The sequence below is a fragment of the Phytobacter palmae genome (genome assembly GCF_039409775.1).
GTDB lineage: Bacteria > Pseudomonadota > Gammaproteobacteria > Enterobacterales > Enterobacteriaceae > Phytobacter > Phytobacter palmae.
Map to the genome: position 1 here is coordinate 24,991 of NZ_JBCIVJ010000001.1, position 22,507 is coordinate 47,497.

20 protein-coding genes are annotated in these 22,507 nt (G+C 53.4%); 5 read left to right on the forward strand and 15 right to left on the reverse strand.

What is annotated here, in order from left to right; all coding sequences use genetic code 11:
* Positions 1-113 precede the first annotated feature (113 nt).
* From odhB to sdhC, 6 genes are all read right to left on the reverse strand, one after another.
* Positions 114-1,340: a 2-oxoglutarate dehydrogenase complex dihydrolipoyllysine-residue succinyltransferase gene (gene odhB, locus AAIG39_RS00155; protein ID WP_090081907.1), complete on the reverse strand. Its 1,227-nt coding sequence runs from the start codon at positions 1,338-1,340 to the stop codon at positions 114-116.
* 14 nt (positions 1,341-1,354) lie between these two features.
* Complete coding sequence (sucA, locus tag AAIG39_RS00160; protein WP_343192925.1) at positions 1,355-4,162, reverse strand: 2-oxoglutarate dehydrogenase E1 component; 2,808 nt, start codon at positions 4,160-4,162, stop codon at positions 1,355-1,357.
* Between the two features lie 291 nt (positions 4,163-4,453).
* Positions 4,454-5,170 carry a succinate dehydrogenase iron-sulfur subunit SdhB gene (gene sdhB / locus AAIG39_RS00165; RefSeq protein WP_041852080.1) on the reverse strand — a complete coding sequence of 239 codons (717 nt, stop codon included), beginning with the start codon at positions 5,168-5,170 and terminating at the stop codon, positions 4,454-4,456.
* 15 nt (positions 5,171-5,185) lie between these two features.
* Positions 5,186-6,952, reverse strand: coding sequence for a succinate dehydrogenase flavoprotein subunit (gene sdhA / locus AAIG39_RS00170; protein ID WP_047371240.1), 1,767 nt, complete (start codon positions 6,950-6,952; stop codon positions 5,186-5,188).
* Positions 6,952-7,299 (reverse strand): succinate dehydrogenase membrane anchor subunit, encoded by a 348-nt coding sequence (gene sdhD, locus AAIG39_RS00175; RefSeq protein WP_041852082.1) that lies wholly within the window; start codon positions 7,297-7,299, stop codon positions 6,952-6,954. The genes sdhA and sdhD overlap by 1 nt, the downstream gene beginning before the upstream one ends.
* On the reverse strand, positions 7,293-7,697 hold the full coding sequence (gene sdhC, locus AAIG39_RS00180) for a succinate dehydrogenase cytochrome b556 subunit (RefSeq protein ID WP_249568675.1): 405 nt from the start codon (positions 7,695-7,697) through the stop codon (positions 7,293-7,295). The genes sdhD and sdhC overlap by 7 nt, the downstream gene beginning before the upstream one ends.
* Positions 7,698-8,334: 637 nt before the next feature.
* Between sdhC and AAIG39_RS00185 the strand changes: the two genes are divergently transcribed.
* Positions 8,335-9,621 (forward strand): citrate synthase, encoded by a 1,287-nt coding sequence (locus tag AAIG39_RS00185; RefSeq protein ID WP_047371242.1) that lies wholly within the window; start codon positions 8,335-8,337, stop codon positions 9,619-9,621.
* An 86-nt stretch (positions 9,622-9,707) separates the two neighbouring features.
* On the opposite strand, the gene nei is transcribed toward AAIG39_RS00185, so the two are convergent.
* From nei to AAIG39_RS00230, 9 genes are all read right to left on the reverse strand, one after another.
* A complete protein-coding gene (nei, locus tag AAIG39_RS00190; RefSeq protein ID WP_343192927.1) occupies positions 9,708-10,499 on the reverse strand; it encodes an endonuclease VIII in 792 nt (263 codons plus the stop codon).
* A 12-nt stretch (positions 10,500-10,511) separates the two neighbouring features.
* Complete coding sequence (gene pxpA / locus AAIG39_RS00195) at positions 10,512-11,252, reverse strand: 5-oxoprolinase subunit PxpA (RefSeq protein ID WP_343192928.1); 741 nt, start codon at positions 11,250-11,252, stop codon at positions 10,512-10,514.
* On the reverse strand, positions 11,242-12,174 hold the full coding sequence (gene pxpC / locus AAIG39_RS00200; RefSeq protein WP_090081918.1) for a 5-oxoprolinase subunit PxpC: 933 nt from the start codon (positions 12,172-12,174) through the stop codon (positions 11,242-11,244). The genes pxpA and pxpC overlap by 11 nt, the downstream gene beginning before the upstream one ends.
* A complete protein-coding gene (gene pxpB / locus AAIG39_RS00205) occupies positions 12,168-12,824 on the reverse strand; it encodes a 5-oxoprolinase subunit PxpB (protein ID WP_090081920.1) in 657 nt (218 codons plus the stop codon). Before pxpB ends, pxpC begins: the two co-directional genes overlap by 7 nt.
* Positions 12,825-12,949: 125 nt before the next feature.
* Positions 12,950-14,050 carry a fimbrial protein gene (locus AAIG39_RS00210; protein ID WP_343192929.1) on the reverse strand — a complete coding sequence of 367 codons (1,101 nt, stop codon included), beginning with the start codon at positions 14,048-14,050 and terminating at the stop codon, positions 12,950-12,952.
* 30 nt (positions 14,051-14,080) lie between these two features.
* On the reverse strand, positions 14,081-14,785 hold the full coding sequence (locus tag AAIG39_RS00215) for a fimbrial biogenesis chaperone (protein WP_090081924.1): 705 nt from the start codon (positions 14,783-14,785) through the stop codon (positions 14,081-14,083).
* A gap of 304 nt (positions 14,786-15,089) precedes the next feature.
* The gene (locus AAIG39_RS00220) at positions 15,090-15,839 is read right to left on the reverse strand and encodes a type 2 GTP cyclohydrolase I (RefSeq protein ID WP_249568768.1); all 750 of its coding nucleotides are present in this window, start codon (positions 15,837-15,839) and stop codon (positions 15,090-15,092) included.
* Positions 15,840-15,850: 11 nt separating this feature from the next.
* Entirely contained in the window at positions 15,851-17,269 is a 1,419-nt protein-coding gene (gene phrB / locus AAIG39_RS00225) for a deoxyribodipyrimidine photo-lyase (RefSeq protein WP_090081928.1), read from the reverse strand.
* 260 nt (positions 17,270-17,529) lie between these two features.
* A complete protein-coding gene (locus AAIG39_RS00230) occupies positions 17,530-17,736 on the reverse strand; it encodes a YbfA family protein (protein WP_041852092.1) in 207 nt (68 codons plus the stop codon).
* Between the two features lie 344 nt (positions 17,737-18,080).
* Here AAIG39_RS00230 and kdpF point away from each other — a divergent pair, with 344 nt between their 5' ends.
* The 4 genes from kdpF to kdpC are packed head-to-tail and all read left to right on the forward strand — an operon-like array spanning position 18,081 to position 22,507.
* The gene (gene kdpF / locus AAIG39_RS00235) at positions 18,081-18,170 is read left to right on the forward strand and encodes a K(+)-transporting ATPase subunit F (RefSeq protein WP_041852093.1); all 90 of its coding nucleotides are present in this window, start codon (positions 18,081-18,083) and stop codon (positions 18,168-18,170) included.
* A complete protein-coding gene (gene kdpA, locus AAIG39_RS00240) occupies positions 18,170-19,849 on the forward strand; it encodes a potassium-transporting ATPase subunit KdpA (RefSeq protein WP_343192931.1) in 1,680 nt (559 codons plus the stop codon). Before kdpF ends, kdpA begins: the two co-directional genes overlap by 1 nt.
* Positions 19,850-19,866: 17 nt before the next feature.
* Entirely contained in the window at positions 19,867-21,915 is a 2,049-nt protein-coding gene (gene kdpB / locus AAIG39_RS00245; protein WP_090081934.1) for a potassium-transporting ATPase subunit KdpB, read from the forward strand.
* Positions 21,916-21,928: 13 nt separating this feature from the next.
* Positions 21,929-22,507 carry a potassium-transporting ATPase subunit KdpC gene (gene kdpC / locus AAIG39_RS00250; protein ID WP_343192932.1) on the forward strand — a complete coding sequence of 193 codons (579 nt, stop codon included), beginning with the start codon at positions 21,929-21,931 and terminating at the stop codon, positions 22,505-22,507.

The following is a 22,507-nucleotide window of genomic DNA, read 5'->3' on the forward strand; positions in this document are numbered from 1 at the left end:
TCTATCCATCCTTCATTAATCTTGTTACGCCGGACCGCGCTACACGTATCCGGCCTACAATGCAGGTGTTCGTTTTTGTAACCCGGCAGCATGACACCGCCGGGCAAAGGACACTACACGTCCAGCAGCAGACGCGTCGGATCTTCCAGCAGCTCTTTAATCGCCACCAGGAAGCCAACGGATTCACGACCGTCAATCAGGCGGTGATCGTAAGAGAGTGCCAGATACATCATGGGCAGAATTTCAACTTTGCCATCAACAGCCATCGGGCGGTCTTTAATGGCATGCATACCCAGAATTGCGCTCTGGGGTGGGTTGATAATTGGCGTAGACATCAGCGAACCAAACACGCCGCCGTTGGTAATGGTGAAGTTACCACCGGTCAGGTCTTCAACGGTCAGCTTGCCGTCACGACCTTTTACTGCCAGATCTTTAATGCGTTTTTCGATATCGGCCATGCCCAGAGTATCCACATCGCGCAGAACCGGTGTCACCAGGCCACGCGGCGTAGAGACCGCCATGCTGACATCAAAATAGTTGTGGTACACCACATCATCGCCATCGATAGAAGCGTTCACTTCCGGGTAGCGTTTCAGCGCTTCAACCACAGCTTTCACGTAGAAGGACATAAAGCCCAGACGGATGCCATGACGTTTTTCAAAGGCATCGCCGTACTGCTTACGCAGATCCATAATCGGCTTCATGTTCACTTCGTTGAAGGTCGTGAGCATGGCGGTGGAGTTTTTCGCTTCCAGCAGACGCTCTGCCACACGTTTACGCAGACGGGTCATCGGCACGCGTTTTTCAGAACGGCCCGCCAGCTGCGGCGCAGCCGGTGCGGCAGCCGGTGCAGCAGGTTTACTTTCTTCTTTATTCGTCGGTGCTTTCGCCAGATGTTTTTCAATATCTTCGCGAGTCAGACGACCACCCACACCGGTGCCTTTAATGGCGCTGGCTTCCAGGTTATGTTCGGCCAGCAGGCGACGGATCGCCGGGCTGAGCGCGTCATTGTTTTGCTCTTCGAGAGACGCCTGCTGGCGCTGAGCCGGAGTCGACTCTTTGGCGTCAGATTTCGCGCTGCTCTCTTTGCCTGCGCTGTTACCTTCGCGCAGACGGCCCAGAATCTGGCGGGACGTTACGGTAGTGCCTTCATCCTCCAGCACTGCGTCCAGAATGCCGTCTGCCGATGCCGGTACTTCCAGTACCACTTTGTCAGTTTCGATTTCTACCAACACTTCATCGCGTTGGACGGTATCGCCCGGTTTTTTGTGCCAGGTCGCAACGGTCGCGTCAGCAACGGACTCAGGCAGGTCGGGTACAAGAATATCTACGCTACTCATTATTTATCCTTTAATTAATCGACGTTCAGCGCGTCATTGACCAGAGCTTGTTGCTGTTTCTGGTGAACGGACAGATATCCTACCGCTGGCGAAGCGGAGGCCGGGCGGCCTGCATATTGCAGTGCAGCCCCAAACGGAATCACTTCTCGCAGATGATGCTGGCTGCAGTACCATGCGCCCTGGTTGAGCGGCTCTTCCTGGCACCAGACAAAATCCTGTACATGCGCATAAGGTTTCAGCGCTTCCTGCACCGACTGGTGCGGGAATGGATACAACTGCTCAATCCTGACAATGGCGACGTCTTTCTGATCGTTCTTACGACGCTGTTCAAGCAGGTCGTAATAAACCTTACCAGAACACAGAACTACACGCTTAACCCCTTTCGGATCAAGGGCGTCAATCTCACCGATCGCGGGCATAAAGGTGCCGTTCGCCAGTTCATCGAGGCTGGAGACTGCCAGCGGGTGACGCAGCAGGGATTTTGGCGACATGACAACCAGCGGACGGCGCATACCGCGCAGCGCCTGACGACGCAGCATGTGGTAAACCTGTGCCGGGGTCGACGGTACGCAGACCTGCATGTTTTGTTCAGCACACAGCTGCAGATAACGCTCCAGGCGCGCGGAGGAGTGCTCCGGTCCCTGGCCTTCGTAACCATGCGGCAGCAGCATCACCAGACCACACATACGGCCCCATTTCTGCTCACCGGAGCTAATGAACTGGTCGATAACCACCTGGGCGCCATTGGCAAAGTCACCGAACTGCGCTTCCCAGATGGTCAGGGTGCGCGGCTCTGCGGTGGCATAACCGTATTCAAACGCCAGAACCGCTTCCTCGGACAGAACAGAGTCCCAGACTTTGAACGGCCCCTGCGCATTATGAACGTGGTGCAACGGTGTGTAAGTCGAGCCATTAGACTGGTTATGGATTACCGCGTGACGATGGAAGAACGTACCGCGACCCGAGTCTTCGCCGGACAGACGCACGGAGATACCTTCGTCAACCAGCGTCGCATAGGCCAGGTTTTCCGCACCGCCCCAGTCGAACAATTTTTCGCCCGCGGCCATCGCCTGACGGTCATTGTAAATTTTTGCCACGCGAGCCTGCATTTCAATAGACTCCGGCACCGTACTGATGCGCTTCGCCAGTTCCTGCAAGCGTTTCATTTCTACCTTGTTCGGGTAGCTCTCATCCCATTCGTGGTTGAGGTATGGCGACCAGGTGAAGGAGTGCATGTTCATCGGACGCCACTCTTTCACCACACACTCACCGGCATCCAGCGCGTCACGGTAGAGGTTCACCATTTCGGTGGCATCTTCCAGCGTCGCAACGCCGTCATGCTCCAGCTTGTCAGCATAGATTTTGCGCGGGGTCGGATGCTTTTTGATTTTCTGGTACATCAGCGGCTGGGTTGCACTCGGCTCGTCGGCTTCGTTATGGCCGTGACGGCGGTAGCAGACTAGGTCGATGAATACATCGCGTTTGAAGGTGTTGCGAAAATCCAGCGCCACGCGGGTAACGAAAGCGACGGCTTCCGGGTCATCGGCGTTAACGTGGAAAATCGGCGCCTGCACCATTTTACCGATATCGGTACAGTATGGCGTGGAGCGAGCATCCAGCGGGTTAGAGGTGGTGAAGCCGACCTGGTTGTTAATAACGATGCGGACGGTACCGCCCACTTCATACCCCCGCGCTTTGGACATGTTCAGCGTTTCCTGAACCACGCCCTGACCGGTAACTGCCGCGTCACCGTGAATAGTGATAGGAAGGACTTTATTGCTGCTCGGCTCATCCAGGCGGTCCAGACGTGCGCGTACAGAGCCCATCACCACCGGACTGACGATTTCGAGGTGCGACGGGTTAAACGCCAGCGCCAGGTGCACAAGCCCCCCTTCGGTTTCGATATCGGACGAGAAACCCATGTGGTATTTCACGTCACCCGTACCGAGGTGCTCTTTATGCTTACCGGCAAATTCGTCAAACAGGTCCTGAGGTTTTTTACCCAGCACGTTAATCAGCACGTTCAGACGACCGCGGTGCGCCATACCCAGCACCACTTCGCGCGTGCCGCTTTTACCGGCATGGCGAATCATCTCTTTGAGCATCGGCACCAGCGCATCACCGCCTTCCAGCGAGAAGCGTTTCGCACCGGGGAATTTCGCGCCCAGATAACGCTCCATCCCTTCTGCTGCCGTCAGTTCGCTGAGAAAACGTTTTTTCTCATCAGTGGTAAATGAGGCTTTACCAGCAACCGATTCAATACGCTGTTGGATCCAGCGTTTCTCTTCGGTGCTGGTAATGTGCATGTATTCGGCACCAATAGAGCCACAGTAGGTCTGTTTCAGCGCCGCGATCAAATCGCCAAGCTGCATCGTGTCTTTGCCGATGGCAAAAGAGCCGACGTTAAACGTCTCCTGGAAATCTGCCTCGGTCAGGTCATGGAATGACGGGTCGAGGTCTGCAACGCGCTCTTGCTGCCACAGTCCCAGCGGATCAAGATTGGCCTGCTGGTGACCGCGGAAACGATAGGCGTTAATGAGCTGCAGGACTTTTACCTGCTTCGCATTGGTGTCAGGGTCAGAAATTGAGGAAGAGTAACGTGAGGCATCCTTCGCCAGACGACGAAAATAATCACGTGTTTTTGAATGGAATTGATCCGGTTTCACTCCGGTGCCCGGTAACTCTTCAAACATGGAACGCCATGTCGCATCTACCGAGTCAGGATCGGTTAAGAAGTCTTCATAGAGCTGTTCTATCCAGCTCTGGTTCGAGCCAGAGAGGTAAGAAGAGTCCAGCCAGGCTTTCAAAGCGCTGTTCTGCATCGTGATCCCTTAAGCATTGTTATGCTTACTTCGCCGTGGATAACTACAACGCGCGCGGCAGGGCGCACACGTCCCGGGGTTCACTTGCGAGCTCTTCTCTTTGTTGGCCCGCGAAGGAACCTTTAAAAACTGCCCTAATCTTCATCGTTCAGGCTGCGATGATGTTGTCTTGCCACGAACGCTTCGATTTCTTCAACTGCTTACAGCGGTTTTTAAAGGTTTCCTGCATGTTCCCCTCTCCCTTGCGGGGAGAGGGTCAGGATAAGGGGAACAGCACTCCCCTCACTTTTATTACGCACTACGCTGCAACAACATCGACTTGATATGGCCGATGGCGCGCGTCGGGTTCAGCCCCTTCGGACAGACACTGACGCAGTTCATAATGCTATGGCAGCGGAATACGCTGAAAGCATCACTTAACCCCTCAAGGCGGTTATCGGTCTCGGTATCACGACTGTCAATCAGGAAGCGATATGCAGCCAGCAGGCCGGCTGGACCGATAAACTTATCCGGGTTCCACCAGAACGACGGACAGGACGTGGAGCAGCATGCACAAAGGATACATTCGTACAGTCCATCGAGTTTTTCACGCTGCTCTGGCATCTGCAGATGCTCACGTGCAGGTGGATTTTGCCCATTATTCAATAAGTAAGGCTTAATCTTCTCATATTGGGCATAGAATTGCCCCATGTCCACAACCAAATCACGGATTACCGGCAGCCCCGGCAGCGGGCGAATCACAATCTTCTGCTTACCGTTGCCCAGCGCCGACAGCGGCGTAATACACGCCAGACCGTTTTTACCGTTCATGTTCAGGCCGTCTGAACCGCATACCCCTTCGCGACAGGAGCGACGAAAAGAGAGGCTCGGGTCTTTTTCTTTCAGCTGCATCAAGGCATCGAGCAGCATCATGTCACGACCTTCTTCCCCTTCCAGCGTGTAATCCTGCATGCGCGGAGCGTCGTCGACATCCGGGTTATAGCGATAAATTGAAAACTCGAATTTCATTTTCCTGTCTCCGCATTAGTAAGTACGAATCTTCGGCGGGAAAGCCGGGCGCAGTTTCGGTTCCATATTGACGCTACGGCGCGTCATGGATTCCGTCTCTGGCAGATACAGGGAATGGCACAGCCAGTTTTCATCATCACGCTCCGGGAAGTCGAAGCGGCTATGCGCGCCACGGCTCTCGGTACGGAAGTTGGCAGATACCGCCGTCGCGTACGCGGTTTCCATCAGGTTATCCAGCTCCAGACACTCAACACGCTGGGTGTTAAATTCACTGGAGGTGTCATCCAGACGGGCATTTTTCAGACGTTCGCGAATCACTTTCAGTTGTTCAAGACCTTTCGCCATCGCGTCACCTTCACGGAAGACCGAGAAGTTATGCTGCATACATTCCTGCAACGCTTTACGGATGGTCACCGGATCTTCACCGGTGCGGTTGTTGTTCCAGCGATTGAGACGTTCCAGCGAACCTTCGATATCCGATTCACTGGCATCACGCAGAACGCCCTGCTCAGCGATAGACTCTTGCAGATGCAGACCTGCCGCACGACCAAAGACCACAAGGTCAAGCAGAGAGTTGCCGCCCAGACGGTTGGCACCGTGCACCGATACGCAGGCGATTTCGCCCACCGCAAACAGCCCAGGAATCACTACATCTTCGCCCTGCGCGTTCACCGTCAGCGCCTGACCGGTTACTTTGGTCGGGATCCCGCCCATCATATAGTGGCAAGTTGGGATCACCGGGATCGGCTCTTTTACAGGATCGACGTGCGCAAAAGTACGGGACAGCTCCAGAATGCCAGGCAAACGCGACTCCAGCACCTCTTTACCGAGGTGATCGAGTTTCAGTTTGGCATGTGGCCCCCACGGACCATCACAGCCACGACCTTCGCGGATTTCGATCATAATGGAACGTGCCACCACATCACGGCCCGCCAGGTCTTTTGCGTTCGGCGCATAGCGCTCCATGAAACGCTCACCATGTTTATTTAACAGATAGCCGCCTTCACCGCGGCAACCTTCGGTGACCAGCACCCCTGCCCCGGCGATACCGGTTGGGTGGAACTGCCACATTTCCATATCCTGCACCGGTACACCGGCACGCAGCGCCATCCCGACACCGTCGCCGGTATTGATATGCGCGTTAGTGGTGGACTGGTAAATACGACCCGCGCCGCCCGTTGCCAGCACGGTCGCCCGGGCTTTGAAGTAAACCACTTCACCGGTTTCAATGCAGAGTGCGGTACAACCGACAACTGCACCATCCTGGTTTTTCACCAGATCCAGCGCATACCACTCGGAAAAAATAGTAGTGTGGTTTTTAAGGTTTTGCTGATAAAGCGTATGTAATAACGCGTGCCCGGTACGGTCAGCCGCCGCTGCGGTACGCGCAGCCTGCTCGCCGCCGAAATTTTTCGACTGGCCGCCGAACGGACGCTGGTAGATACGGCCGTCATCGAGACGCGAAAACGGCAGGCCCATATGTTCCAGTTCCAGAATGGCTTCCGGACCGGTTTTACACATATATTCGATGGCATCCTGGTCGCCGATGTAATCGGAACCTTTTACCGTATCGTACATGTGCCATTCCCAGTTATCTTCGTGGGTATTACCCAGCGCTACCGTAATGCCACCCTGCGCGGATACGGTGTGAGAACGGGTTGGAAAAACTTTAGAAAGCAGCGCGCAGGTCTGGCCGCTTTGGGAAATTTGTAACGCCGCGCGCATACCTGCGCCGCCTGCGCCAATAACGACAGCATCAAATTCTCTGACTGGCAGTTTCATCACACACCCCACACCACAACGAATCCATAAATAACGTAAGCCGCGAGTGCAACGACGATAGCCAGTTGCAGAATCAGGCGCACAGCCAGCGGTTTAACGTAGTCGGTCAACACCTGCCACATGCCAATCCAGGCATGAATCAAAATGGAGAACAATGCCAGCAGGGTGAAGACTTTTGTGAATGCGGATGAGAAGAAGCCTGTCCAGACTTGCCAGGTAATATCGCCAGTGATAGCGAAAAAACCGACCATATAGATGATATAGAGCGTCAGGACAATTGCGGTAGCGCGGACGAGAATGAAGTCATGTACGCCGTTGCGTCCTAATGCGGAGGCGTTGCTTACCATACGAGGACTCCTGCGAGAAGTGAAAGCACGACAGTAATTGCAAATGACACGTTGGCGGAACGTTTTCCTGCCTCAAAAGTTTCTTCCAGCCAGCCAAAATCCATCAGCATGTGGCGAATACCGCCAACTGCATGATAAGCCAGCGCAGTCAGAATGCCCCACAAAATGAATTTAACAAAAAAACCACTCATAATAGCGGAGGCGGACTGGAAACCTTCTTCGGATGACAGCGACAGGCCCAGCAACCACAGCAGGATACCGACCGCCACAAAAGTGATGACGCCGGAAACGCGGTGAAGAATGGACGCTATTGCCGTAACAGGAAACCGGATCGTTGTAAGATCCAGATTAACAGGTCTTTGTTTTTTCACATTTTTTATCATGAATAACGCCCACATGCTGTTCTTATAGTTTCCTTCCTCCGGTCTGCTTGCGGGTCAGACAGCGTCCTTTTCTATAACTGCGCGTAATGCAAAAACTCAGCTTCCAGATGCGAAACGACAGGTTACAACGCTGGGTGGCTCGGGATTGCAGGGTATTCCGGAGACCTGGCGGCAGTATAGGTCGTTCACAAAATCATTACAATTATCCTACATATAGTTTGTCGGGTTTTATGCTGAACAGTGATCATGGTCACGATAACAACATTATTTTAAAATTTAATCATCTGATTTGACAAAAGTTAAACATTCTTGTTACAAACTTCATCAGAAGAGAGATATAATTCGCAAAAGTTATGGGGTCTATCTTTCACCTGCAAATAAGTTATGCAACAGTGAGATGAAGTTGACCGAATTTATCAGGACAGTTATTAGTGATAGCAGGTTTGACAAAATCCGACTGCTAAGAACCTGATTTGTTGCTGTTTTGACTGTACTTTCAATGTGTACCTGCTAGCGCCCATCGCTCTGTACCCTGGTTTTTCCTCTCATCAGAGCAGCGAGCCAAATAATAATCTGGTAGCGTTAAAAGGCAGTTTGAATGCAAATCCGGTAACAGGTAGTCTTAAGCAATAAGGCGCTAAGGAGACCGTAAATGGCTGATAAAAAAGCAAACATCACCTACAATGGTGACGCTGCTATTGAACTGGATGTGCTAAAGGGCACGCTCGGTCAGGATGTTATTGATATCCGTAGTCTCGGTTCAAAAGGTGTATTCACTTTTGACCCAGGTTTCACCTCTACCGCATCATGCGAATCCAAAATCACCTTCATTGATGGCGACGAAGGTATCCTGTTGCATCGTGGTTTCCCTATCGACCAACTGGCTACCGATTCCAACTATCTGGAAGTATGCTATATCCTGCTGTACGGCGAAAAACCGACGCAAGAACAATACGATGAGTTCAAACTTACCGTTACCCGCCACACGATGATTCACGAACAGATTACCCGTCTGTTCCATGGCTTCCGTCGTGACTCCCACCCGATGGCGGTCCTGTGTGGCGTTACCGGTGCGCTGGCGGCGTTCTACCACGACTCTCTGGACGTGAACAATCCGCGTCACCGTGAGATCGCGGCCTTCCGTCTGCTGTCCAAGATGCCGACCGTGGCAGCGATGTGTTACAAATACTCTATCGGTCAACCTTTCGTTTATCCGCGCAACGATCTCTCCTACGCGGGCAACTTCCTGAACATGATGTTCTCCACGCCGTGTGAAAAATATGAAGTTAACCCGGTGCTGGAACGCGCAATGGACCGTATCCTGATCCTGCACGCTGACCATGAACAGAACGCTTCCACCTCCACCGTCCGTACCGCAGGCTCCTCGGGCGCTAACCCGTTTGCATGTATCGCTGCGGGTATTGCCTCCCTGTGGGGACCGGCGCACGGCGGCGCAAACGAAGCTGCTCTGAAAATGCTCGAAGAGATCAGCACCGTTAAACACATTCCGGAATTCCTGCGTCGCGCCAAAGACAAGAACGATTCGTTCCGTCTGATGGGCTTCGGTCACCGTGTCTACAAAAACTATGACCCGCGTGCAACCGTAATGCGTGAGACCTGCCACGAAGTATTACGTGAACTGGGTACTAAAGATGATCTGCTGGAAGTGGCGATGGAACTTGAGCATATTGCGCTCAACGACCCCTACTTCATCGAACGTAAGCTTTACCCGAACGTGGACTTTTACTCTGGCATCATCCTTAAAGCGATGGGCATTCCCTCTTCCATGTTTACCGTTATCTTCGCGATGGCACGTACCGTGGGCTGGATTGCGCACTGGAACGAAATGCACGACGACGGCATTAAAATTGCCCGTCCACGTCAGCTGTACACCGGTTATGAAAAACGCGATTTCAAAACCGATCTCGAAAAGCACTAAACTGCTGATGATAAAAAACCCGCTACGGCGGGTTTTTTATTGGTCGTCATCTGCCGACAATGGCACATCTGCTCTGCTAAACAGGATTATTTCTGGCACCCCGGGCAGCCATAAAAAGGGCGCGAGGAGAGAGTAGTTTTTTCAATCATAGTGCCACAGCGCCCGCAGGCCTCACCGTCCCGGTGAAAAACGTTAAAGCGAAATAGCGCCCCGTGGTGGTGATTTTCATCCACCCTGCCGCGCGTCTGGTAGGAAAGACGGGGAATATCAAGCAGCGCCCTTGCCAGTCTGTCCAGCTGAGCCTCATTGAGATCGATCGCTTTATGCTGAGGCGCAAGCGCGGCATGCCACAGAATTTCAACGCGCAAATAATTTCCCAATCCGGCGAGAAACGCCTGGTCAAGCAGCAAACCGGAAAACTGACGGCGACAAAAGCGGGGAGATAATAATCGCGATTTGACCTGCTCTACGGTCAGCGACATATCCAGCACATCCGGGCCTACGCGCTGTAAGAAAGGGTGAACCGCCAGCTCGTCGGCGGTCAGCATCTCAATGTCGGATGCGCTGTAAAGCAAAATGACTTTGTCTTTTGCCGCCAGCCGTACACGCAACACGCGATTGGTTTCTGTCACCTCGCCTGCATCGGCCACCCGCCAGACGCCATACAGCTGATTATGGCTGTACATCGTCATGCCACTGGAAAAGTGGGTCAACAGCGCTTTTCCACGTGTTTCAATACGTTCAACACACTCGGCGATGAGCGTCGGCGCGAAAGTCTGAAGATGGGGAAAAGCAAACCAGACATCCGTGAGCGGTTTACCTTTTATGGCCGCTTCAAGACTGTCTGCTGCGCGGCGAATTTCCGGGCCTTCTGGCATAACAGCTTCCTTTTAACTTTCTGCACTCACAACAATACCATACTGATCGAACGCCTCACGCAGGCGGCGGGCAAACGCCAGCGCATGCTCGCCATCGCCATGCAGGCAGACGGTTTGCGCCCGTAACGGAACATCATGCCCGTTGACGCTTTTTACCTTGCCGGATAACACCATCCCCAGCGTTTGCGTCAGTGCTGTTTCGTCATCGTTAATTAACGCCCCCGGCTGTGAACGTGGCACCAGCGTGCCATCATCCTGATAACCGCGATCGGCAAACACTTCCTCGCGCGTGGTAAGGTGAATGCGTTTTGCGGCGCGAATAAGCTCGCTGCCGGCAAGGCCGACCAGAATTAACGCCGGGTCACAGTCGCGAACCGCACGGGCGATAGCCTCTGCCAGTTGTGGGTCGACGGCGGCCTGGTTATAAAGCATACCGTGCGGCTTGACGTGGACCATGCGCCCCCCTTGCGCGCGCGCAATCGCCGCCAGCGCGCCGCACTGGTAAAGCGTCTGCGCGTAGACGGTTTCCGGGGGTAACTGCATCGCCGTGCGACCAAAATTCTCCCGGTCAGCAAAGCCTGGATGCGCCCCCACCGCAACCCCATTTTTTAATGCTTCGCGTACACATTCGCGCATGGTTTGCGCGTCGCCCGCATGGAAACCACAGGCGATATTGGCCGATGAGACCAGTTGCAGAAGTGCGGCATCGTTGCCGCACCCCTCCCCCAGATCGGCGTTTAAATCAATTTTCATTACGCAACCGCCATGATAGCTGTGCCAGGTAACGCTGCTGGTCTTGTCGTGCCGCCAGCGCCTCCTCCAGCGTACAGGGGACAAAATGGATAGGATGGCCAAGAGGGATCTGCGCCAGATGATACATATCGGCCTCGATGATGCAGGCAATCCGTGGATAGCCGCCCGTTGTCTGGGCATCATTCATCAGAACAATAGGCTGCCCATTTGGCGGCACCTGCACCACACCGGGTAAAAGCCCATGGGAAACCAGTTCGCGATCGGTTGAGCGGATTAATTTATGGCCCTGCAAACGGTATCCCATACGGTTGCTTTGCGGATCGAGATGCCAGGGCACGCGCCAGAAGGCTTCTTGCGAATGCTGATCAAACTCCCGGTACTCCGGCCCCGGCAGTGCGCGGATGCGGTTGCCCCATAACAGCTGCTTCACCCCTTGCGGCCCTTTAAAGTTTTGCGTAACAGACCGTAGCGGAATTTCATCACCATCCCGAAGCAAGCGGCCTTCCAGACCACCTAACCCGGTTTTTAAATCAGTACTGCAGGAACCCAGCACTTCCGGCACATCCAGACCACCAGCCACCGCCAGATAGCTGCGCATGCCGTGCTGTGGTCGTTTAAGTACCAGTTTTTGCCCCGCCTGGACCGGGTATCGCCAGCCTGTCCAGACCGCTTTTCCATCGAGTTTGGCTTCACACCCCGCACCTGTCAGCGCAAACCACGTCGGTTCGCTGAACTGCACCTCACACTGACCGAGCGTTATCTCAAGGCCTGGCGCATCACCATCGTTACCAACCAGCGCATTGGCAATATGCAGTGCCGGGCCATCCAGCGCGCCACAGTAGCTCACGCCGGATTGCCGCAGTCCCAGGCGTTTACCTGCCTGGATTGTGGTATAGATGCCCGCACGAAGAATTTTCAGCATATGCCCTCCTTACGCGGAATAAAGCGCAGCGTGTCGCCGGGGCGAAGTAAGACAGGTTCTGCAAGCGAAGGGCTAAACAGCGGTAGTTCCGTGCGGCCAATCAGGTTCCAGCCACCCGGCGTTTCCAGCGGATAGATCCCCGTTTGCGCACCGCCGATGGCAACAGAACCGGCAGGCACACGCACACGAGGTTCGGCGCGACGCGGCGTGGCGAGGTTTTCTGGCATGCCGCCCAAATAGGGAAAACCCGGCTGAAAACCTAAAAACCACACCACATAATCAATGGAAGCATGCAGATCGACGACCTGCTTTTGCGTAAGCCCGGTGTGGCGCGCCACATCAGGAAGGTCAGGTCCGGCATCGCCACCGTAGATAACCGGAATGTCGATCTGCCGTGATTCTGGCTCCAGCGCTTCACTCTCCTCCCACCAGCGCTGTAAACGCTCAATGGCATCCAGCGCCAGGGTTTGTGGCTCGCGCAGCACCACGGTGATGTTATTCATCCCCGGAATAGCTTCCACCACATCGGATACCTCTGCCAGACGCTGCGTTAAGCGCCAGATACGTTTTTGCGTGGCCAGCGTAACCGGAGGCTCCAGCTCCAGCACGACGGCAGTCTCACCTAACAGATAACAACGTGCTCGCTGCACTTTCCCGCTCCTTTCTCCACAGGTACGTTACCGATACAAGAATTAAGATAACGTGCACAGTAGGTTCCGTCGACAGGCATATCTCTGATGAATAACCGTCCCGCCTCCGGGAAAGGAAAAGAAGACTAATAATAATTAATCAGGTAGGTCACTTTCCCGTTGGCCTTCCCGGCACGAATATCACTGATGCCTGGTGCCGTCTGCATATAGCGCGCCACCAGCGGGATGGTATATGTCGCCCCTTGGACAGGGGACATCGTGTAATTTTTGGAGCCTTTACCCGATGAAAAGTCAACAAGCTGCGGGGAAGCTGAAGTGCCGTAAGCAAGCTGGATCCCCACCCCTGTCGCCGCGTTGCTGCCTGCGTCAACGGGCATGATCCCCTGACTGCTGGTGGTGGCATTACCGGGCATCAGCGTCACAGTCATAATGTTATTGGTTGTTCTGCCCGGCGTACTGGTTTTCCCGGTACCATAAAAAATCGGGCAGTTAATGAGACGAATACTGGCATCCGTCCATGGGCTGGCAAACTTTCCACCTTCCCGGTAATTTGCGTCATTGGTATGGTGGTTGCCAAGGTTAACCGAAACATCCGGTGTGTCGCAGGTGGCATTCAGCACATTAAAGGCGGCACTGGCAAAGCTAAAACGTATAAGCGACACGTCGCCATTAGGTAATCTGGTGGTATCACTGCTGTTGGAAATTTTAATCCCAATGGCAATATTCGGTATAGCAAGCGCACTGATATTAACCACCCGGGTACCGTCCGGAATATTGTCATATTTAATTAACTCAACATCAAACGTTATACTTGTAAAGTACACGTTAAGCTTATCGTTACTATAGTTTTCCACGCTCTTGGTATATGGAAAAGTCTTTCCGGCCCACCAGGCAATGAGTCCAATACCCGGAACATCCGTTTTATAAATACGCTTACCACTCAGCGTAACCGCATCGCCACCACTTTCATAAAAATAGGTTACTGCACGACTGTAATTTCCTGCCGTATTACAGACAATAGCAGATGTTGGACCTCTATTAATCGTATAGCGGTATAGTACCTGTCCGACTGGAGCGCCGGGGTCGATAGAGATATTAACGTTCGAAGGCAGCGTTATCGTTGCCTGGTCGGTATTATAGCTGCAATCCGTGCCCCACGCCGCTGCATATATTGGTTTACTCACTGCCATTAATACCAATAAGCATAGTAATAAATAATTGCGCATTTTCTTTTCCCTATGGTTGCTTCATCGCTGTTATTTCAGCGCTGACGATAATCTTTGCTCTCTGCCCAAATCATCGATAATGGTGTAATCCACACCGGAGACCCCGGCCGGTATTTCTGCTGTCGCCAGCCTGGCCTGGCCAAAGGGAGAAACCATTTCTCCCGCAACCGACACGGTTTTCCCCGCTGCCATCCACTCCACGTTGAGCAGCGAAATATTATAAGGCGTGGGGTTAAAGACGCTTAATGCGCCGGATTCGTTTTTCCATTGCAGTTTTTGCGCAGCGTCCTCAGCTTTAAAATTTAACGCTGAGGGTCGGAAAAAGAGTTTGATACGCGTCTGGTAAGCCACATTAAGTAAATGATGTCTGCTGTCAGATTTTTTAGGCGGCACAGCCAGCACATTCAGCCAGAAAATGGATTCACGATCTTCGGGCAGGGGTTTCCCGGTATAGATCAGGCGCAGTGTCTGTCCTTTTCCACCGTCAATACGGGTGATCGGCGGCATAATAACGAACGGCACCGTGTTTTTCCCCGGAGTTACCAGCGGATCACCCGTGTCTATCCAGCTTTGTACCAGTGAGGGATGCGTTCCGGTATTTCTCAGGTTCACCGTCACTTCTTTTTTATCTGCGGAGTAAATAACGCGGGTACTATCGATAACGATTCCTGCATGTGCAGTAAAGCTCATAATGACTAAAACAAAAGTGATAATGAATCTGTGCTGTTCATCCATAACATGACCTTGTGTTGTATTTTTGGCGTCCGGCACAATTATTTAATACAGCACTCTCTCAGAATAGAAATTTTAAGCACCCGGTTGTTCGGGAAAGGTAATAAGGACTTTTTTCTCCTTAAAATGGAGATCATCAGCCGAACGGCTTTTTACGTTTAAGAAATTAATTACACCTCTTTTCAGGACCCAGTGGAGCTGCTAATACATAATCACGATAAAAATTCAGTGATTAAGAAACAACTCATCAGAAGTAATATCAAAAGTGCGTGTACGCGACCCCCTTGCGAGGATCGCGCAATGTTATTTATGCCGGATTCGGAATATCAATAAACGTGACGTCCAACTCTGTATTTTCGTTCAGCCATTCACTCAGCGCACGAATACCGCCACGCTCGGTGGCATGATGACCTGCCGCGAAGAAATGCAGATTCTGCTCACGCGCAGAGTGAATAGTTTGCTCGGAGACCTCTCCGGTAATAAACGCGTCAACGCCAAAACGGGCCGCACTGTCGATAAAGCCTTGTCCACCACCGGTACACCAGGCGACACGCTTAATCAGTTCGGGCCCGGTATCACCGCTCCACAATGGCCTGCGCCCCAGACGGGCTTCAATCCAGGATGCCAGTTCCAGACCAGGTACCGGCATCGCCAGTTCGCCCCATGGCAGCAGCGCATCACCGTCAACGGTACCCATCACTGTGATCCCCAAAAGCGAGGCCAGCTGTACGTTATTGCCCAGCTCAGGGTGTGCATCCAGCGGCAGGTGCCAGCCGTAGAGGTTAATATCATTCGCCAGCAGTGTTTTCAGGCGATTACGCTTCATACCGCGAATGATGGCCGGTTCGTTCTTCCAGAAATAGCCATGGTGCACTATCACCGCATCGGCCTCCTGGCGTACCGCTTCATCAAGCAATGCCTGGCTTGCGGTCACCCCAGTGATAATTTTTTTGACGGTTTCGCGTCCCTCAACCTGCAGGCCATTCGGGCCGTAATCGCTGAACGCCGCACTGTTGAGTTTTTCGTTGATCAGTTTTTCCAGTTCGGTATTTTTCATCATCACTCTCTTTACGATTTACGGGCGGCTTCATAGGCCGCAAGTGTGGCAGTACGAGCCTGTTTATGATCCACTATCGGTCGCGGATAATTCAGAGACATTCCCCTTTTATCCGCCCATGCCCAGGGATCGTGAATAGCTTTACCTGGCACAGCAGCAAGTTCGGGGATCCACTGCCGGATAAATTTGCCATCGGTATCAAACCGTTCCCCCTGGGTCGTGGGGTTAAAGATACGGAAATAGGGTGCGGCATCTGTTCCCGTCGACGCCGCCCACTGCCAGCCCCCATTATTCGCAGCCAGGCAGCCATCAATCAACTGCGTCATAAAATAACGCTCGCCCAAACGCCAGTCGATCAAGAGATCTTTTACCAGAAAACTGGCAACGATCATCCGCAAGCGATTATGCATCCAGCCTGTACTATTTAACTGACGCATGGCCGCATCCACAATCGGATAACCCGTTCTCCCCTCCTCCCAGGCGCGAAGCTGCTCAGGATGGTTATTCCATTTCACATTATCGGTCCATGGAATGAAAGGACGGTGCTTACATAAATCAGGATGATAAGTCAGTAAATGGCGATAAAACTCCCGCCAGATCAGCTCATTTAACCATACGGCCCCGGCACCGCCATTCAACGCCTCAGGCTGCCCGGCCAACAGACGATGCAAACATTGTCGCGGCGAAAGAACGCCTAACGCCAGGCAGGCAGAAAGGCGGCTGGTGCCTTCAATTGCCGGGAAATCCCGCTGTTGCTCGTAAGCGGCGGCGTGTTGCTGGCAAAAAGATCGCAGGCGCTGAATTGCCGTTTTCTCATCCGCCGCAAACAGAATTGAATCAAATTCTTCTTGAGGATAATCAAACGCCAGCGTCGCAAGCGCCCCATTTAATGCGCCTCCTGCACGAACATCTGGTGCGCTCACACATACAGGTAGCTCGTCTTTCAGCCGCCGCAAAAAGGCGTTTTTAAACGGCGTGAAGACTTTATACATTTCATGATTGCCGGTCACGACGCTACCTGGTGCCAGCATCACGCTGTCATCGAATCCCTGGCATGCGACGTCGGGCAGCGCTTTCTCTACCGCCGCATCGCGCAGGCGTTCGTTCACTTCGTACTGGTAGTTATAAAAAAGATGGCTGACCTTTTCCTGGGCGCAAATCGCCGCCACGGTGTCAACGCTGGCGGCAAAATCATCGACTTCCCTGTAGATTAATGGAATGCCTCTCTGCGCCAGCGCCTGCTGGAGGGCATTGAGGTGGGCGGCAAGAAACGCGGCCTGCCGCGGGGCCATCGCATGTTTTTTCCACTGCCCAGGGGTGGCGATAAACAGGGCTTTGACACAGGCTTCGCGATCATTGCAGGCGGCCGCGAGGGCATAATTATCATGTACGCGCAAATCCGCGCGAAACCAGACCAGATGGGTGGTCATAACTCTCCAGGTCACAGATATCCGTCAGAAAATGTCCTTAGTGTGTTAAAGGAAGGTTGCAAGTGCAAGCAGAGGTTACTTCCTGAAACAACAGCGTGGGTTAAGTGTAGCGTCTGGATGGCAAGCATAACGTGACATATAAAAATGCATTGCCCTGAACAGGGTTTATGACTTCCCCAACGGACTGTAGATTCTGAGGTAAAAAAAAACCGCTACGTCAAAACGTAGCGGTTTTTTTATTGCTGAGTGTAATCAATTGATCAATAAAAATCGCAGGTCACTTTTTCGGCCTGAGCCATCCATACCGGTTTATCGCTGGTTTTCGCCCAGACGCGATGCAGATAGCTATAAAAACGTGCGCGGTCTTTCCAGAACATCATTACCGGCAATGCCAGTACGCCAGCCAGCACGGCGAAAATGCGACGCATCAGGACGATATGAACTGGAAATGTTTTATATACGGTCATAATTCTCTCCCCTTTGTTGGCCGGTAACATTCACCGGAAAAATGTTTCCCCATAACAGAGATCGTTTATGGATCCTGTGGGGCGCATCTGAATCTGGTTAAAATAGTACCGTTTTGTTTGTAATTTTACTACTCATCCGACCACTATTTTTTGTCAATTTTGGCGTTATTTACATTCAGCCCGTAATTAAGTTACATAAAAGTTAAATTAATACTAAACATTAGTTAAAATAGGGTCTTCTCCATTTTTATATTTTTTTTACACCCACCCGTCTGATTTTTGCGAAATCTTTGCACGCAAAATCCTACGCTCACAGCAATCCCTAAAACACCTGGAGGTGGATTGTGAGTGCAGGCGTCGTAACCGGTATCGTGCTGGTTTTCCTGTTGTTGGGCTATCTGGTCTATGCCCTGATTAACGCGGAGGCTTTCTGATGGCAGCCCAGGCGTTTTTACTGATTGCCAGCTTTTTACTGGTCCTGTTTATTCTTGCTCGCCCTTTAGGGACGCTTCTGGCGAAGATTATCGTCGGCGCTCCCCTTCCCGGCGTGTCAACGTTCGAGAACAGCCTGTGGCGCATGATGGGAATTGATTCCCGGGAAATGGGCTGGCTCCAGTATCTGATGGCGATACTGTGGCTTAATATTTTCGGTCTGGTGCTGCTTTTCGTCATGCTGATATTGCAGGGTATATTACCTTTTAACCCGCAACAGTTTCCTGGATTGTCCTGGCATCTGGCGCTGAACACCGCCGTGAGTTTCGTGACGAACACCAACTGGCAATCCTATTCAGGTGAAACCACCCTGAGCTATTTCAGTCAGATGGTGGGATTGACGGTACAAAACTTCCTCTCTGCCGCCACCGGTATTGCGGTCATTTTCGCTCTGATCCGCGCTTTTGCCCGTCATAGCGTAACGACGCTCGGTAATGCATGGGTAGATTTAACCCGCATTACGCTGTGGGTGCTGTTGCCCCTGTCGCTGGTTATTGCACTGATCTTTATTCAACAAGGCGCATTGCAAAACGTCCTGCCTTACCAGCCTTTTACCTCTCTTGAAGGGGCAAAACAGCTGCTGCCGATGGGGCCCGTTGCCTCGCAGGAAGCCATTAAAATGCTGGGGACCAACGGCGGCGGTTTCTTTAATGCCAACTCCTCGCACCCCTTTGAAAACCCTACAGCATTAACCAACTTCGTGCAGATGCTGGCGATCTTTTTAATCCCGGCAGCGCTGTGTTTCGCCTTTGGTGATGCGGTCAGCGATCGCCGCCAGGGACATGCCATTCTGTGGGCGATGTCGGTCATCTTCGTCATTTGCGTCGCTGTGGTTATGTGGGCCGAGTGGCAGGGTAATCCGCACTTCCTGACGCTGGGTGGCGACAGTGCCATCAATATGGAAGGGAAAGAGAGTCGCTTTGGCATTCTTGTCAGCAGCCTGTTTGCAGTCATCACCACATCGGCCTCCTGTGGCGCCGTTAACGCCATGCATGACTCCTTTACCGCGCTGGGCGGGATGGTGCCAATGTGGCTGATGCAAATCGGCGAAGTGGTATTTGGCGGCGTGGGTTCCGGCTTATATGGCATGTTGCTGTTTGTATTGCTGGCAGTGTTTATCGCCGGGCTGATGATTGGGCGCACCCCGGAATACCTCGGCAAAAAGATCGATGTGCGTGAAATGAAAATGACCGCGCTGGCGATCCTCGTCACACCGGCCCTTGTGCTGATCGGAACCGCGCTGGCAATGATGACCGAAGCGGGGCGCAGCGGCATGCTCAATCCGGGTATTCACGGTTTTAGCGAAGTGCTGTATGCGGTCTCCTCTGCTGCGAATAATAACGGCAGCGCCTTTGCTGGCCTGAGCGCAAATACGCCGTTCTGGAACTGTCTGCTGGCGTTTTGCATGTTCATTGGTCGCTTCGGCATCATTGTGCCGGTCATGGCGATTGCCGGCTCGCTGGTTAACAAGAAAATCCAGCCCGCCAGCACCGGGACGCTGCCCACGCACGGCGCGCTGTTTATCGGCCTGTTGATCGGTACCGTATTGCTTGTTGGTGCCCTGACCTTTATTCCTGCACTGGCCCTGGGTCCGGTGGCGGAATACCTCTCTTTACGTTGATTTGCGGAGTATTTGTCATGAGTCGCAAACAAATGGCCCTGCTCGAACCGACGCTGGTGCGTCAGGCGCTGATTGATTCCATTACCAAACTGAGTCCGCATGTTCAGTGGCGCAACCCGGTTATGTTTATCGTCTGGATTGGCAGCGTGCTGACCACGCTGCTGGCGATTGCGATGGCAAGCGGATATCTCGACGGCAGCGCCTGGTTTACCGGCGCGGTCAGTCTGTGGCTGTGGTTTACCGTCCTGTTCGCCAACTTCGCCGAAGCGCTGGCGGAAGGTCGCAGCAAAGCGCAGGCCAACAGCCTCAAAGGAGTGAAGAAAACAGCCTTCGCCCGCAAATTACGTGCGCCGCAGCATGATGCACAAATCGACCACATTCCCGCGGCTGATTTGCGTAAAGGTGATGTGGTGCTGGTGGAAGCAGGCGATATTATCCCCTGCGACGGTGAAGTCATTGAGGGTGGCGCATCGGTGGATGAAAGCGCCATTACCGGGGAGTCTGCGCCGGTCATCCGCGAATCCGGCGGCGACTTCGCCTCCGTCACCGGCGGCACGCGCATTCTGTCTGACTGGCTGGTGATTCAGTGTAGCGTTAACCCTGGCGAAACCTTCCTTGATCGGATGATTGCCATGGTGGAAGGCGCCCAGCGTCGTAAGACCCCGAATGAGATCGCGCTGACCATTCTGCTGGTCGCTCTGACTATTGTCTTCCTGCTGGCGACCGCTACCCTGTGGCCATTCTCGGTCTACGGCGGCACCCCGGTCAGCGTAACCGTCCTTGTGGCCCTGCTGGTTTGTCTGATCCCGACCACCATCGGCGGTCTGCTGTCAGCCATCGGCGTCGCCGGGATGAGCCGTATGCTCGGCGCCAATGTGATTGCCACCAGCGGACGCGCTGTGGAAGCGGCAGGTGATGTCGATGTACTGCTGCTGGACAAAACCGGCACCATCACACTTGGCAACCGACAGGCCTCCGAGTTCCTGCCTGCCAATGGCGTGGACGAAAAAACCCTGGCTGATGCCGCACAGCTCTCTTCGCTGGCGGATGAAACGCCGGAAGGCCGCAGCATTGTGGTGCTGGCCAAGCAGCGTTTTAACCTGCGTGAGCGGGATGTACAAAGCCTGCAGGCGACGTTTGTCCCCTTTACCGCGCAGACCCGTATGAGCGGCATTAACGTACAGGGGCGGATGATCCGCAAAGGCTCAGTGGATGCCATTCGTCGTCATATTGAGGCTAACAACGGTCAGTTCCCGGCCGATGTCGAGCAGCGAGTGGAGCAGGTAGCGCGTCTTGGGGCTACACCGCTGGTCGTGGCGGAAGGGGCGCGCGTACTGGGAGTAATTGCACTTAAAGATATCGTAAAAGGCGGCATCAAAGAGCGTTTTGCTCAACTGCGGAAAATGGGGATCAAGACAGTCATGATCACCGGCGATAACCGTCTTACTGCCGCCGCTATCGCCGCCGAAGCCGGGGTGGATGATTTCCTGGCCGAAGCGACCCCGGAAGCAAAACTGGCGCTGATTCGCCAGTATCAGTCAGAAGGCCGCCTGGTGGCGATGACTGGCGATGGCACTAACGACGCCCCGGCGCTGGCGCAGGCAGATGTTGCGGTGGCCATGAATTCCGGGACCCAGGCCGCGAAAGAGGCCGGTAATATGGTGGATCTGGACTCCAACCCCACCAAGCTGATTGAGGTTGTGCATATCGGCAAGCAGATGCTGATGACCCGTGGTTCGCTGACCACATTCAGTATTGCCAACGACGTGGCGAAATATTTTGCCATCATCCCGGCAGCATTTGCCGCCACTTACCCGCAACTCAATGCGCTGAACGTGATGCACCTGCACTCCCCGGCCTCGGCCATTCTGAGTGCGGTCATCTTCAACGCCCTGATCATCGTCTTTTTAATTCCGCTGGCGTTGAAAGGGGTGAGCTACAAGCCATTGACGGCCTCCGCCATGCTGCGCCGCAACCTGTGGGTCTATGGTCTGGGCGGACTGGTAGTGCCGTTTATCGGCATCAAGATTATTGACCTGTTGCTGACTCTGTTTGGCCTGGTGTAAGAGGGATAAAAAAATGGCTTTGATTCGTCCTGCATTTTTACTCTTAATTGTACTGACGTTGATTACCGGCGGGCTCTACCCGCTGGTTACCACGGCGCTGGGGCAGTGGTTGTTCCAGACGCAGGCTAACGGCTCGCTTATTCGTGAAGGAGACGATGTGGTTCGCGGCTCCCGTCTGATTGGGCAGAATTTCACGGCTGCCGGATATTTTCACGGACGCCCTTCCGCTACCGCCGATGCGCCCTATAATCCGATGGCATCCGGTGGTAGTAATCTGGCAGCCAGCAACCCCGAGCTGGATAAAGAAGTGAGCGCGCGAGTCGCCCAGTTACGACAGGAAAACCCACAGGCCGATGCCCATGTGCCGGTGGAATTGATAACAACATCGGCCAGTGGCCTGGATAACAATCTGACGCCGCAGGCCGTGGCCTGGCAGATCCCGCGTGTGGCCCAGGCACGTAATCTACCCGCCGCAACTATTGCCCGGTTAGTAGAAGAAAATACCACTCACCCGCTTTTTGATTTTATTGGTCAGCCGGTGGTGAATATCGTTGAACTGAATCTGGCGCTGGATGCGCTCAAGGATAAATAA